The sequence below is a fragment of the Streptomyces sp. SID14478 genome, assembly GCF_010548525.1.
In the GTDB taxonomy this organism is placed as follows: domain Bacteria; phylum Actinomycetota; class Actinomycetes; order Streptomycetales; family Streptomycetaceae; genus Streptomyces.
The window spans coordinates 1-13,266 of sequence record NZ_JAAGMG010000778.1 but is presented as its reverse complement, the minus strand read 5'-3'; the positions used below and the strand labels follow the sequence as shown (position 1 = coordinate 13,266).

Annotated in this window: 13 protein-coding genes and 1 riboswitch; of the genes, 9 read left to right on the top strand and 4 right to left on the bottom strand. The window is 71.5% G+C overall.

Translation table 11 applies throughout. The annotated features are described in order from the left end of the window. Positions 1 to 290: 290 nt before the first annotated feature. On the bottom strand, positions 291 to 1,025 hold the full coding sequence (locus tag G3I40_RS25560) for an NAD(P)H-binding protein (RefSeq protein ID WP_164304465.1): 735 nt from the start codon (positions 1,023 to 1,025) through the stop codon (positions 291 to 293). A gap of 105 nt (positions 1,026 to 1,130) precedes the next feature. Continuing rightward, positions 1,131 to 2,030, bottom strand: coding sequence for an RNA polymerase sigma-70 factor (locus G3I40_RS25555; RefSeq protein WP_343245017.1), 900 nt, complete (start codon positions 2,028 to 2,030; stop codon positions 1,131 to 1,133). Between the two features lie 164 nt (positions 2,031 to 2,194). Further along, positions 2,195 to 2,325: riboswitch (FMN riboswitch) on the top strand. Positions 2,326 to 2,491: 166 nt separating this feature from the next. On the opposite strand from G3I40_RS25555, the gene G3I40_RS25550 reads away from it, so the two are divergent. The 9 genes from G3I40_RS25550 (at position 2,492) to G3I40_RS25510 (ending at position 9,899) form a co-directional block, all read left to right on the top strand. Continuing rightward, the gene (locus G3I40_RS25550; RefSeq protein ID WP_164304464.1) at positions 2,492 to 3,103 is read left to right on the top strand and encodes a riboflavin synthase; all 612 of its coding nucleotides are present in this window, start codon (positions 2,492 to 2,494) and stop codon (positions 3,101 to 3,103) included. Beyond that, the gene (locus tag G3I40_RS25545) at positions 3,100 to 3,750 is read left to right on the top strand and encodes a nicotinamide mononucleotide transporter family protein (RefSeq protein WP_164304463.1); all 651 of its coding nucleotides are present in this window, start codon (positions 3,100 to 3,102) and stop codon (positions 3,748 to 3,750) included. The genes G3I40_RS25550 and G3I40_RS25545 overlap by 4 nt, the downstream gene beginning before the upstream one ends. Then, positions 3,747 to 5,027 carry a bifunctional 3,4-dihydroxy-2-butanone-4-phosphate synthase/GTP cyclohydrolase II gene (locus G3I40_RS25540; RefSeq protein WP_164304462.1) on the top strand — a complete coding sequence of 427 codons (1,281 nt, stop codon included), beginning with the start codon at positions 3,747 to 3,749 and terminating at the stop codon, positions 5,025 to 5,027. The genes G3I40_RS25545 and G3I40_RS25540 overlap by 4 nt, the downstream gene beginning before the upstream one ends. 45 nt (positions 5,028 to 5,072) lie before the next feature. Beyond that, entirely contained in the window at positions 5,073 to 5,558 is a 486-nt protein-coding gene (ribH, locus tag G3I40_RS25535; RefSeq protein WP_164304461.1) for a 6,7-dimethyl-8-ribityllumazine synthase, read from the top strand. 35 nt (positions 5,559 to 5,593) lie between these two features. Then, a complete protein-coding gene (locus G3I40_RS25530; RefSeq protein WP_164304460.1) occupies positions 5,594 to 5,866 on the top strand; it encodes a phosphoribosyl-ATP diphosphatase in 273 nt (90 codons plus the stop codon). A gap of 54 nt (positions 5,867 to 5,920) precedes the next feature. Next, entirely contained in the window at positions 5,921 to 6,769 is an 849-nt protein-coding gene (gene hisG, locus G3I40_RS25525) for an ATP phosphoribosyltransferase (RefSeq protein WP_164304459.1), read from the top strand. 11 nt (positions 6,770 to 6,780) lie between these two features. Continuing rightward, complete coding sequence (locus tag G3I40_RS25520) at positions 6,781 to 7,221, top strand: PH domain-containing protein (RefSeq protein WP_164304458.1); 441 nt, start codon at positions 6,781 to 6,783, stop codon at positions 7,219 to 7,221. Positions 7,222 to 7,470: 249 nt separating this feature from the next. Next, positions 7,471 to 8,826 (top strand): hemolysin family protein, encoded by a 1,356-nt coding sequence (locus G3I40_RS25515; RefSeq protein WP_164304457.1) that lies wholly within the window; start codon positions 7,471 to 7,473, stop codon positions 8,824 to 8,826. After that, positions 8,823 to 9,899 carry a hemolysin family protein gene (locus tag G3I40_RS25510; RefSeq protein ID WP_164304456.1) on the top strand — a complete coding sequence of 359 codons (1,077 nt, stop codon included), beginning with the start codon at positions 8,823 to 8,825 and terminating at the stop codon, positions 9,897 to 9,899. The genes G3I40_RS25515 and G3I40_RS25510 overlap by 4 nt, the downstream gene beginning before the upstream one ends. Positions 9,900 to 9,941: 42 nt before the next feature. Here the strand turns inward: G3I40_RS25510 and G3I40_RS25505 are convergent, their stop codons facing one another. Beyond that, a complete protein-coding gene (locus tag G3I40_RS25505) occupies positions 9,942 to 11,804 on the bottom strand; it encodes an AAA family ATPase (RefSeq protein ID WP_164304455.1) in 1,863 nt (620 codons plus the stop codon). 418 nt (positions 11,805 to 12,222) lie between these two features. Then, positions 12,223 to 12,864: a hypothetical protein gene (locus G3I40_RS25500; protein WP_343245016.1), complete on the bottom strand. Its 642-nt coding sequence runs from the start codon at positions 12,862 to 12,864 to the stop codon at positions 12,223 to 12,225. Positions 12,865 to 13,266 lie beyond the last annotated feature (402 nt).

Below are 13,266 nucleotides of genomic sequence, written 5' to 3'. Positions count from 1 at the left end.
CCTGCTCGGCGGCGGGGCGGTGCTGCGCGGGGCGATGCTGATGGCGCGGGAGGCCGCTCAGGAGGACGTGTTCGGGGCGGGGTAGTCGCCGCCGGGCGTCCCGTCCCGCCGCGGGGTGCGGGCCGGTGGGGCTTCGCGCGCAGTTCCCCGCGACCCGGGAAGGCCTGCGGCCTCCATTCGGGGAAGCGCAGCGCCCGCAGGTCAGGGGCGCGGGCGACTGCGCGACCAGCCCCCGCCGACCTGCGGACGGTGAGGGATGCCGACCCGACAGACGATCGACCGGCCCCGCCTCAACGCCGAGCCAGGTACTCCTCGAACGTGCCCTTGCCCACGGCCTGCCCGGGCGCGAGGTGGCCGCCCTCGCGGAACGCCCGGTACGCCTTCCCGGCCAGCGGCACGCTCAGCACCGGCCGCCGCTTCCCCGTCGCCTTCAGATACGTACGGGCCAGATCCGCGAACGTCCGCACCTCGGGACCGCCCATGTCGGCCACCCGCCCGGCAGGGGAGCCGAGCGCCAACTCCGCCAGCCGGTCGGCGACTTCGGCCACCTCGATCGGCTGGTCACGCACGCCCGCGGGGAGCGGCATCACCGGGAGCTTCGCGAAGGCCTCCAGCACCTGGAGCACGAGATCGTGGAACTGCGTCGTGCGCAGCACCGTCCAGCCGAGCCCCGACCCCTCGACGATCTTCTCCACCGCGTGCTTCGCCTCGTAGTAGCCGAACGGCACCCGGTCCACGCCGACGATCGAGATGTAGACCAGGTGGGGGACCGCCGCCCGCTGCGCGGCCTCGACCAGGTTCCGGGCCGCCTGCTCGTCACCGCCGCGCGGCGTCGACGCACAGTGCACGAGCGCGTCCACGCCGTCCACCGCCCGGTCCAGCGTCGGCCCGCCCCGGCGCAGGTCCACGGCGTACGGCTCGCTGTGCCGGCTCAGCACCCGCACCTCGTGCCCCTCGCCGCGCAGCCGCTGCGTGACGAGCCGCCCGAGGGTTCCGGTACCGCCGGTCACCAGGATCGTGGTCATCGCTCCATCAGCCCTTTCGTACGCGGGGGACTCCCTCGTGGAGCGCCCGCCACCGACTGAGAACCGACGGGCCCGCGGGAATGTGACATCCGGCCGGGGCGATCCTCAGGGCCGGGCGAGCTGTCGGCTCATGAAGGCCAGTTTGTCCGGGTTCAGCACCGCCCGCGCGATCACGACGACGTCGGCGCGCACCTCGAACGAGACGACGCAGAAGAGCCGCTCGCCGCTCCGTACGAGCAGTGCCGGGGCGCCGTTGACCTCGGCGACCGCGTACGTCATCCCCGCGGCGATCCCCTGCCCGAGCCCGGCCAGGAACCGCAGGACCTTCTCGCGTCCCTCGACCGGCCGGCGCGCGGCCGAGGCCTTGCCGCCCCCGTCGCCCCACCACGTCACATCGGCGGCCAGAAGTTTCTCCAGGGCCGCGAGGTCGCCCTCCCTGGCCGCCTCGACGAACGCCTCCACCAGCGCGTGGCGCACCTGCTCCGACGGTGCGAAGCGGGCCTCGGGCGCGGCCAGCCGGGCCTGCGAACGCCGGTACAGCTGACGGCAGTTGGCCTCGCCCAGGTCGAGCACGTCGGCGATCTCCCGGTACCCGTACGCGAACGCCTCCCGCAGCACGTACACCGCCCGCTCCGTCGGCGTCAGCCGCTCCAGGAGCAGCAGCAGCGCGAACGACACGGCGTCGCGCCGCTCGGCCGACTCCAGCGGGCCGAGCGTGCCGTCGGAGGTGAGCACGGGCTCGGGCAGCCAGGGGCCCGCGTACTGCTCCCGCCGGGTGCGGGCCGAGGTGAGACGGTTCAGGCAGAGGTTCGTGACGACCTTGGCGAGCCAGGCGCCCGGGTGCGCGACGGAACCCGGCTCGGTGGCACAAAAGCGCAGGTAGGCGTCCTGCACGATGTCCTGGGCCTCGTCGGCGGAGCCGAGCATGCGGTAGGCGAGCCCGAACATCCGCGGGCGGTGGCTCTCGAACTCGGCCGTCGCATCGGTCGTCACGTCGTTCGTCACCCCCACAGGCTGTCAGAGTGGACGCCAACCCCTGCCCCCGACCTGCCCGTTGGCCTGTATTCCCGATCCGCGACGATATCCATCGCCACCGTCTGTGAGTCAGCCCACAGTATTCGCATGCATGCACATCGATCGGACGTGGCACACTGGCCGTGTACCAGAAGCAGCGCACTCCGGGGTCGGTGAAAGTCCGAACCGGCGGTTACAGTCCGCGACCCGGTCACTTCCAGTGGCCGGTTGACCAGGTGAAATTCCTGGACCGACGGTTAAAGTCCGGATGGGAGGCAGTGCGCGGCGGGCGGGCACCTCGTGTGCGCGTCGCCGTCCGTTTCGGTGCCGTCCACCTCGGGTGGCGGTTCCGTCGTCCGGCGTCGTCGCTCCCGGTGTCGTCGTCCGTACGTTCTGTCGTCGTCGTACGACAGTGCCCCGGAGTCCATGCCCTATGAGGGAGGACCCGGGAAGTGTTCACCGGAATCGTCGAAGAGCTGGGCGAGATCACGGCCGTCGAGAACCTCGGCAGCCCGGTCGAGGCATCCCGCTTCCGCGTCCGCGGCCCCGTCGTCACCGAAGGCGCCAAGCACGGTGACTCCATCGCGGTCAACGGTGTCTGTCTCACGGTCGTCGAGCACGACGGCGACACCTTCACGGCCGACGTCATGGCCGAGACCCTCAAGCGCTCCAGCCTCGGCGCGCTGACCCCGGGCTCCCGCGTCAACCTCGAACGCCCGATGATCGCCGACGGCCGCTTCGGCGGCCACATCGTGCAGGGCCACGTCGACGGCACGGGCACCCTCATCGAGCGCCTGCCCTCCGAGCACTGGGAGATCGTCAAGGTCTCGCTCACGGACGAGCTGTCCCGGTACGTCGTCGAGAAGGGCTCGATCACGGTCGACGGCGTGAGCCTGACCGTCGTCGAGGCGGGCGTCGACTACTTCACCATCAGCCTCATCCCCACCACCCTCGCGCTGACCACGCTCGGCCTCAAGCAGCCCGGCGACCCGGTCAACCTGGAGGTCGACGTCCTCGCGAAGTACGTCGAGCGGATGCTCGGTACCAAGGAGGCCGGCAAGTGAACTGGCTCAACTCCGAGGCGTTCACGGTCTTCGGCCAGCACATCCTGTGGTCGGACATGATCGGCAACACCATCGGCCTGATCGCCCTCGCGCTCGGCTGGCGCCGCTCCATATGGACCTGGCCCGCCCAGCTGATCTCCGGCGCGATCCTGCTCACCGCCTTCGCCACCGCCCACCTCTCCGGCAGCGCCGGCAAGCAGCTCGTCGTCATCGTCGTCGCCCTGTTCGGCTGGTGGCAGTGGAACCGCGGCAAGGGTCAGGCGCAGGACGGCTCCATCGCCGTCCGCTTCGCCACCTGGCGCGAGCGCGGCGTCCTGATCGGCGCCGCGGCCCTCGGCACCCTCGCCGTCGGCGGCCTGTTCACCGCGTTCCCGTCGCTGTCCTGGGACCCGTGGCCGGACGCGTACATCTTCGTCGGCACGGTCGTCGCGATGTACGCCCAGGCGCGCGGCATGGTCGAGTTCTGGTTCGCCTGGCTTCTGGTCGACGCGGTCGGCGTCCCGCTGAACTTCGCCAACGGCTTCGCGTTCTCCGGCTTCGTCTACGTCATCTACGGCGCGCTCGTCCTGTGGGGCATGCGCGACTGGTGGCTGCGCTCGCGCGCGGCCGCGGTTCCCGCCCCTGCCCTCGAAGGAGCCCACGCATGAGTACGGCAGCCCACCTGTACGACGTGGAAGACCTCACCCTGGACCCGGTCGAGCAGGCCGTCAGCGACATCGCCGCGGGCCGCCCCGTCGTGGTCGTCGACGACGAGGACCGGGAGAACGAGGGCGACCTGGTCGTCGCCGCCGAGAAGATCACGCCCGAGCTCGTCGCCTTCATGATGAGTGAGTGCCGCGGCCTGATCTGCGCCCCCATGGAGAGCGACGAGCTGGAGCGGCTCGACCTCCCGCAGATGGTCGGCAACAACACGGAGTCGATGAAGACCGCCTTCACCGTCTCCGTCGACGCCTCCGGCGCCCACGGCGTCACCACCGGCATCTCCGCCGCCGACCGCGCGACGACCCTGCGGCTGCTCGCCTCCGGCACGGCACAGGCCGGCGACTTCGTCCGCCCGGGCCACATCTTCCCGCTGCGCGCCAAGCCCGGCGGTGTCCTCGTGCGCAACGGCCACACCGAGGCCGCCGTCGACCTCGCCCGCCTCGCGGGACTGCGGCCGGCCGGCGCCATCGTCGAGATCGCCGGCGAGGACGGCGTGATGCTGCGGCTGCCCGAGCTGATCCCGTTCGCCCGCAAGCACGGACTGACGATCATCTCCATCGAGGACCTGATCGCGTACCGCAACAGCGCCGAGCCCACGGTCCGACGCGAGGCGACGGTGCAACTGCCCACGGCCTTCGGCGAGTTCACGGCATACGGCTACCGCTCCACCGTCGACGGCGTCGAGCACGTCGCCCTCGTCCACGGCGAGGTCGGCGACGGCGCGGACGTGCTGGTGCGCATCCACTCCGAGTGCCTGACCGGCGACGTCTTCCACTCGCTGCGCTGCGACTGCGGCCCCCAGCTGGAGGAGTCCATGCGCCGCATCGTCGAGCACGGCCGGGGCATCGTCGTCTATCTGCGCGGCCACGAGGGCCGCGGCATCGGGCTGCTGTCCAAGCTGCGCGCGTACGAGCTCCAGGAGCAGGGCCGCGACACCCTCGACGCCAACCTGGAGCTCGGCCTGCCCGCCGACGCCCGCGACTACGCCGCCGGCGCCCAGATCCTCGACGACCTCGGCGTGCGCAGCCTGCGCCTGATGACCAACAACCCCGACAAGGTCGACGCCCTCACCCGGCACGGCCTCGACGTCACGACCCGCGAGCCGATGCCCGTCACCGCGGGCGAGCACAACCTGCGCTACCTGCGCACCAAGCGGGACCGGATGGGCCACGACCTGCCCTGGCTGGAGACCCCCAAGACGTCGGCCTGCAGCAACCAGTAAGCCAGCAACCCCCTTTATCAACTACGTACGTACGAGGAGAAGCGCGTGAGCGGCAAGGGTGCACCCGAACTGAGCGTGAAGAACTGCGGCGACCTGCGCGTGGCCGTCGTCGCCGCCCAGTGGCACGAGAAGGTCATGGACGGACTCGTCGACGGCGCCCTGCGCGCCCTGAACGAGCTGGGCATCAGCGAGCCGACCGTGCTGCGCGTCCCCGGCAGCTTCGAGCTGCCGGTCGTCGCCAAGGTCCTCGCCGGCCGCGGCTACGACGCGATCGTCGCGCTCGGCGTCGTCATCCGCGGCGGCACCCCGCACTTCGACTACGTGTGCCAGGGCGTCACCAACGGCCTCACGCAGGTCTCCGTCGAGACCGGTGTTCCCATCGGCTTCGGCGTCCTGACCTGCGACACCGAGGAGCAGGCCCTGGACCGCGCCGGCATCGAGGGCTCGAACGAGGACAAGGGGCACGAAGCGGTCACCGCCGCCGTCGCAACCGCGACCACGCTGCGTACGGTCTCCGAGCCCTGGCGTTAGGGGGCCGGGGAGAGCCGCGTAAAGTAGACGTCACCATGTCCAATAAGACGTTCGAGGAGCTCTTCTCCGAGCTCCGGCACAAGGCAGCCAACGGCGATCCCGCCACCTCCCGTACCGCGGAGCTGGTCGACAAGGGCGTTCATGCCATCGGCAAGAAGGTCGTCGAGGAGGCCGCCGAAGTCTGGATGGCCGCCGAGTACGAGGGCAAGGAAGCAGCCGCCGAGGAGATCTCGCAGCTGCTCTACCACGTCCAGGTGATGATGGTCGCTCGCGGCATCTCCCTCGACGACGTGTACGCCCACCTCTGAGGCGCCCCGCCGCGCTCGCCCCACCCACCCGTTCACGCAAAGGAATCCGACCTCATGCTGCGCATCGCCGTCCCCAACAAGGGTTCACTGTCCGGACCTGCGTCGGCGATGCTCCATGAGGCCGGATACCGGCAGCGCAAGGAGTCCAAGGAACTCGTCACCGTCGACCCGGACAACCAGGTCGAGTTCTTCTACCTGCGGCCCAAGGACATCGCGATCTACGTGTCCTCCGGCAAGCTCGACATCGGCATCACTGGCCAGGACCTCCTGATCGACTCGGGCGCCCACGCCGAGACGATCCTGCCGCTCGGCTTCGCCCGCTCCACCTTCCGCTTCGCGTCCCGGCCCGGCGCGGTCAAGGACCTCGCGGACCTGGCGGGCCGGACCATCGCGACCTCGTACGAAGGCATCGTCGGCAAGTACCTCGCCGAGCGCGGCGTCGAGGCCGACGTCGTCCACCTCGACGGCGCCGTCGAGACGGCCATCGAGCTCGGCGTCGCCGACGCCATCGCGGACGTCGTGGAGACCGGCACCTCGCTGCGCAACGCGGGCCTGGAGGTCTTCGGCGAGCCGATCATGAAGTCCGAGGCGTGCGTCGTCCGCCGCAAGGGTTCCGACACGGACGACCCGAAGGTGCAGCAGTTCCTGCGCCGCCTCCAGGGCGTCCTCGTCGCCCGTACGTACGTGATGATGGACTACGACTGCCGCGCCGAGCACCTGGAGAAGGCCGTCGCCCTCACCCCGGGTCTCGAGTCGCCGACCGTCTCGCCGCTGCACAACGAGGGCTGGGTCGCCGTGCGCGCCATGGTCCCCGCCAAGGACGCGCAGCGCATCATGGACGACCTGTACGCCCTGGGCGCGCGGGCCATCCTCACCACGGCCATCCACGCCTGCCGCCTCTGAGGACCCGCATCATGTCCGACGTCCCCGCGCTCCCCGTCACCTTCCGGCCCGGGCGCACCCGCGCGATCCTGCACGGGCTCGGTGCCGCCTGCTTCGTCGTGATCACCGTCATCGCGCTCGCGATCGACAGCATGAGCCCGGGGGAGCAGATCAGCTTCGTCTTCACCGCGGCCCTGTTCTGGGGCGTCCTCGCGCTGCTCGCCCGGCCCAAGGTCGTCGCCGACGACGAGGGCGTCACCGTCGTGAACGTCGCCCGCAGCCGCCGCCTGGCCTGGGCGGAGATCGTCCAGGTCAACCTGCGGCCTGGCGACCCGTGGGTGTTCCTCAACCTCACCGACGGCACCAGCCTCGCGGCCATGGGCATCCAGCCCGGCATCGCCCGGCAGAGCGCGATCCGCGACGCGAAGGCGCTGCGCGCGCTCAGCGAGACCCGCACGGGCGCCGCCGACTGACCCGTGGCACGACGCGGGGTTCGACTCAGGGGTGCAGCCCCTGACGTTCTTCCCCCTCTCTTGATTAATCTGGTGGCGGGGCGCGCAGCGTGTGCCGCCCCGCCCCCGACGCGCCCGGACCGGCGGCCGGGGGATCCTACTGACCGAGGAGTGACTCCCTCCAGCGATGGACGGATCGTCCGGTAGTACCTGCGCCGCCCCCTCCCGACATAGCGCGCCCCGTGCGCGCACGTCCGTGGAGGCGGCGGCATGACCATCCCGTTGCTGCTCCTTGCGGCCGCCTTCCTCCTGATCCTCGCCAACGGCTTCTTCGTGGCTGCCGAGTTCGGCCTCGTCACCGTCGAGCGCCCCGACGCCGAGCAGGCCGCGGCCGCCGGCGACAGGCGCGCCCGCACGGTCGTGGCCGCCCTCAAGGAGCTGTCCTTCCAGCTCTCCGGCACCCAGCTCGGCATCACCATCACCTCACTGGTCGTCGGCATGCTCGCCGAACCGGCCCTCGCCGAACTGCTGCACGGCCCCTTCACCGCCCTCGGGATCCCCGACGGCGCCGCCGGCGGGGTCTCGGTCGTGGTGGGCATGCTGCTCGCCGCCGCCGTGCAGATGGTGATCGGCGAACTCGTCCCGAAGAACTGGGCGGTCTCCAGGCCGCTCCAGGTGGCCCGCTTCGTGGCGGGCCCCCAGCACGTCTTCGCCCGCCTGTTCCGCCCCGTCATCTCCCTGCTCAACACCGTCGCGAACCGCCTCGTGCGGGCGCTCGGCGTGGAGCCCGCCGACGAACTGGCCTCCGCCCGCACCCCGGGCGAACTGGTGTCGCTGGCCCGCCACTCCGCACAGGCGGGGGCGCTTGAGCAGGACACGGCCGATCTGTTCGTGCGCACCCTGTCCCTCGCCGGACTGACCGCGCAGCACGTCATGACGCCGCGCGTGAAGGTCAGCGCGCTGCAGGCATCCGCCACCGCCGAGGACGTCGTCAACCTGACCCGTGCCACCGGCCTGTCCCGCTTCCCCGTGTACCGGGAGCGGATCGACGAGGTCATCGGCATGGTGCATCTGAAGGACGCCCTGGCGGTGCCGGCGCACGAGCGGCTGCGCACGCCCGTCGTGCGGATCGCGCAGGCGCCGCTGCTCGTCCCGGAGACCCTCCCCGTCCAGCCGCTGCTCGCCCGCCTGCGCAGCGAGCAGCCCATGGCCGTCGTCGTCGACGAGTACGGCGGCACGGCCGGGGTCGTCACCCTGGAGGACATCGTGGAGGAACTCGTCGGCGAGGTCCGCGACGAGCACGACGGGCTCGACCTGCCCGAACTGGCGGCCGCGCCGCCCGAGGACGGCCGGTCCGCCTGGGACGCCGACGGCAGCTGCCGCGTCGACGTCCTGCGCCGCATAGGACTAGATGTCCCCGAGGGCCCCTACGAGACCGTGGCCGGACTGGTGGCCGATCTCCTCGGCCGTATCCCCGCCCCCGGCGACAGGGCCGAACTCCCCGGCTGGCGGCTCGCCGTGCGCCAGGTCGACCACTACCGCGCCGCGCGCGTACGCCTCGTGCGCACCGGCGACACCACCGGTGGCGCCCACGCCGCCGAGCCCCTCGTGGAGGCGGCCCGATGAGCGCCCTGCAACTCGTCTTCGCGGCCCTGCTGGTCCTGGCCAACGGCTTCTTCGTCGGCGCGGAGTTCGCGCTCGTCTCGGTGCGCCGCAGCCAGATCGAACCGCTGCCCGGCAAGCGGGCCAAGCAGGTCCTGTACGGGCTCGAGCACCTGCCGCAGATGATGGCGGCGGCCCAGTTCGGCATCACCGTCTGCTCGTTGACGCTCGGCGCGGTGGCGGAGCCGACGGTGGCCCACCTCCTGGAGCCGCTCTTCGAGGCGGTCCGTCTCCCGCACGGCATGATCCACCCGCTGGGCTACGTCATCGCGCTCGCGGCGGTCGTCTCCCTGCATCTGGTCATCGGCGAGATGGTGCCGAAGAACCTGGCGATGGCCGCGCCCGAGCGGACCGCGCTGTGGTTCAGCCCGGGGCTCGTCGCCTTCGCCCGCCTGTGCAAGCCCGTCACGATCGCGCTGGGCGCCTGCGCCCGGCTGGTCCTGAAGCTGTTCCGGGTGGAGCCGAAGGACGAGGTCGAGGCGGTCTTCACCAGCGAGCAGCTCAACCGTCTGGTGGAGGACTCCGGTCAGGCCGGTCTGCTCGGCCCGGAGGAACAGGAACGTCTGGAGGACGCGCTGGAGCTGGGCTCCCGCCCGGTGACGGATGTTCTCCTGGACCGCGCGGAGCTGGTCACGGTCGGCCCCGCGGTCACTCCGGCCGAGATCATCGCCCTGACGGCCCGTACCGGCTTCTCCCGCTTCCCGCTCTGCGCCGACGGCGGCGCCTTCATGGGGTATCTGCACGTCAAGGACGTCCTGGACCTGATCGAGGGCCCCGACATCGACCGTGCGGTCCCGCAGCAGATCTGGCGGCCCATGACGACGCTGCGCGCCGAGCTGCCCCTGGACGACGCCCTCACCGTGATGCGCCGGGCCGCGACGCATCTGGCCCAGGTCGCGGACGCCACGGGCCGCGTGCTCGGGCTCGTGGCCCTGGAGGACGTACTGCAGCTGCTGGTGGGCGAGGTCCGGGACCCGGCGCACCGCGAGGAGGCGCAGGTGCCCGAGGCCCGCAAGAAGCAGGAGGCGTTCACGTAAGGAGGCGTGGGGCCCGCTCCGGGCGGGCCCCACGGCCGTCCGTCACAGCCCCGTCGGCCCCCGCCCGGAGAGGACCTCTCCGTAGGCCTGCATCAGATCGGGCAGCCGCAGCGTGGCCAGGTCGTCCCGGGACGGCTCGACCAGGTACCCCGTCAGCCTCAGGTCCCGGTAGGCGCACGACTTCTCGTACAGCGTCCGCAGGAACCGCCCGTTGCCGAGCTCGTCGATCCAGCCCTGGTCCACCACGTGCCCGGCGATCGAACGCAGCTCGTCCAGCGCCTCCTCGTCCCACGCGTCCCCGTTCTCGGCGGCCAGCACCTCGCCGATCGAGGTCAGTTCGAGGGGGCGGTACGAGGGGAAGTCGACGCGCGACGTGAAGCGGGAGGAGAGCCCGGGGTTCGCGGCGAGCAGCCGGTCCATGCCCTCCGGGTAGCCGGCCAGGATCACCACGAGGTGGTCGCGGTTGTCCTCGGCCCGCTTCAGCAGCACCTGCAGCGCCTCGTCGCCGTACGCGTCGCCCTTGCCGTAACCGGAGTTGGACAGGGCGTACGCCTCGTCGACGAAGAGCACCCCGCCGAGCGCCGAGTCGATCAGTTCGTTGGCCTTCACCGCGGTCTGGCCCAGGTACTCGCCGACCAGGTCCGCCCGCTGCGCCTCCACCAGGTGGTCGCCGCCGAGCAGTCCGAGGGCGTAGAAGACCCGGCCGAGGATGCGGGCGACGGTGGTCTTGCCGGTGCCGGAGGGGCCGGAGAAGACGAAGTGGCGTTTCGGCGGCTGGACGGGCAGGCCCTGCCCGGTGCGCAGCCGCGCCATGTTCAACTGCGCGGAGAGGGCCTTGACCTGCCGCTTCACGGGCTCCAGGCCCACCATCAGCTCCAGCTCGGAGAGCGCCTCCTCCAGGAGCACCGGATCGGCAGGCCCGGCCGGCAGCGGCGGCGACACCGGCACCACGGCCTTCTCCCGCACCATGTCGGGGTCCTCCGTCGCGCTGCCCGGCGGCGGCAGGTCGGGCTCGGTGACCTTCAGGTCGAGGCCGTCGCTGGCGTACAGCGGATCGCCCGACTCGGCGCCGTCCAGGCCGTCCTGATACCCCGTCAGGGTCAGCGGTGCCAGATCCGCGCCGTCCCCGAGATCCCCGTACCCGTCGCCCTCGGCGATGGCCGCGAGCCGTGCGGAAGTGTCCATGAAGGAGGGGTCGACGCGGTGCACCGCCCGGTACAGCGGCAGCGCGGCGGCCGAACGGCCCGTGCCCTCATGGGATCTGGCCAGCCAGTACCGCAGTTCCTTGCGCTGTGGCTGCTCGCTGCGGCAGCGCATCAGCGCCGAGGACAGCAGCGGCTCCGCCTGGCCGTACATCTCCAGGCGCACCCGCGCCATCCCGCCGAAGAGTCCGGCCTCGATGCCGAGCATCGGATCGTCGATCAACGAGTCCGTGTACCGGACCAACTGCTCCCAGTCCTTGACCAGATACGCCCGGCACGCGTGCAGGAACCGCACCTGCGGATCCGCGTCGACCGGCGGCAGCGTGGCCAAGGCCCGGTCCAGCTCCGGGACATGGCGCCCGTCGAGCCAGTGCGAGGCGTGCGCCAATAACAGATCGCGCGGCCGCTCCAGCACCGGCTGCACCCACCAGCCAAGCCAGTACCAGGAGTTGAGGGTGCGCCGGTGCCGGGTGCGCTGTTCTCCGAAGCGGTCGCGGTGGCGGAACATCCGCAGCAGCGCCGTCGTCGTGTCGATGCGCAGCGCGTGCAGTCCGAGCCAGCCGTCGGCCATCCCCGGATCCATCCGCACGGCAGCACGGAACTCCTCCTCCGCCTGCGGATACGCGCCCATCGTGTACGCGTCGACGCCCCGCAGCCAGGCGAGGTCGGCCGGGCCCGACGGCGCACCAGTGCCGAAGTCCATCACGTCCCCCACAAACCGTGCCCCCGATGAACCGCTCTGTCATGGACGGGAGTTGTCACGGTGCGGACAGCGAGCCGTCCGTAGGCCGCACCGAAAGGCATCGTACCTGCGAGGGCCTGGTCAGCCGTAGGGCGCGACAGGGCGAAAACGCCGTGCGCCGGTGCGCCGACGGGGGATTGGGCCGCAGGTGGACGCGGTGCCGCTTGGTGACCCAGGGTGAACGCGGAGCGTCTCGGCGCACTCGGGAAAGGGCATTGCGGGCAGAACGAAGCCCCCGATCACGGGGGAACAACCGGGGGCTTCGCGTCTGCGGGCGACCCCGAAAGGCCGCACATTGAGAACGTAAGTCCTGTACGGCCCCTGGGTCAAGCCGAGTTGAGGCACTCGCGGAAACTGGCGGAAGGCCGATTCAAGGGGTTCAGCACACCGCTGGCGGTCCCTCACCCTGAGTGACGGAGTGGCGGGTCTGTGCGGCCCCACCAGGCCCCTCGCGCATCTCGTATCCCTCGGGGCACTCTCTTACCAATTCTTCAGCGAAGGGCCGCGACGGATCCTCGTCGAAGTGCTCGCGCTCCGCCGGGATCCAGCCGTCCCAGAAGTCCCGCTGCGCCGCACCGTCCCGTTCCCTCCCGCGCGCCCAGGACGCCTCATGCGACATCTCCATCCACAACAGCCGTGCCAGGCAAGGCCGCAGGGCGCGCCGGCCCGCGCCCACGCCCTCGATCAGGATCACGTCCGCGGGCGGGAGTGTGCGCGTGCCGTCGAAGCGACGGGTGTGCCAGTCGTACGTCTCGTAGTGCGCGGCCTCGCCGCGGGCCAGCGGGGTCAGTACCTGCTCGCGCAGTCGCTCGGTCCAGTCGAAGAGGGCGTCGTGGCTCGCGATGTCGTCGAGGCGCAGCACCGGCGCCCCGCCGAGCGCCGCGGCGAGCCGGCTCGCGAAGGTCGACTTCCCGGAGCCCGCATGCCCGTCGACACCGATCAGGCGCACGGGGCCGAGCGACGTGGGCAGCCGGCGGACGCGCGCGGCGTACGGGACGAGAGGGACGGGCAGATAGCTCACGGCCGTAAGGGTACGTCGCGTGGCCCGAACGGGTTTGAGGCACCGCGCCGCAGGTCATGCCAGTGGTGGAGACCAATATTGGTCCGGGTCCGGGACCTCGAAACGCTGGTGGAAATCCCGCTCCTGCGGCCATAGTTGGCGCACTGTTCCACCAGGGACTGTCTTCACCTGCCCGCCCCCGGCCCACGCGGGGAGATGCCGCCCGCGAGGCCGCTCCGGGCGTCGGGGGAGTGCGAAGACAGCTCCGGGCCCGCACCTGGCCCGTCCGTCCCGACCGCCCGACCCGCCGACTGGGGGATCCACCCGATGACCCGAACCGATCCCGACTCCCGACCGTCCCGCAGAACCCTGCTCGCCGCGGCCGCAGGCGTCGCGCTCGCCGCCACGACGGGCGCCGCGGGC

Bases quoted from the DNA above. Each gene is read 5' to 3' on its own strand.
- G3I40_RS25560 (WP_164304465.1), bottom strand. From the start codon at position 1,025: ATGACCACGATCCTGGTGACCGGCGGTACCGGAACCCTCGGGCGGCTC.
- G3I40_RS25540 (WP_164304462.1), top strand. From the start codon at position 3,747: ATGAGTACGGCAGCCCACCTGTACGACGTGGAAGACCTCACCCTGGAC.
- G3I40_RS25530 (WP_164304460.1), top strand. From the start codon at position 5,594: ATGTCCAATAAGACGTTCGAGGAGCTCTTCTCCGAGCTCCGGCACAAG.
- hisG (WP_164304459.1), top strand. From the start codon at position 5,921: ATGCTGCGCATCGCCGTCCCCAACAAGGGTTCACTGTCCGGACCTGCG.
- G3I40_RS25520 (WP_164304458.1), top strand. From the start codon at position 6,781: ATGTCCGACGTCCCCGCGCTCCCCGTCACCTTCCGGCCCGGGCGCACC.
- G3I40_RS25515 (WP_164304457.1), top strand. From the start codon at position 7,471: ATGACCATCCCGTTGCTGCTCCTTGCGGCCGCCTTCCTCCTGATCCTC.
- G3I40_RS25510 (WP_164304456.1), top strand. From the start codon at position 8,823: ATGAGCGCCCTGCAACTCGTCTTCGCGGCCCTGCTGGTCCTGGCCAAC.
- G3I40_RS25505 (WP_164304455.1), bottom strand. From the start codon at position 11,804: ATGGACTTCGGCACTGGTGCGCCGTCGGGCCCGGCCGACCTCGCCTGG.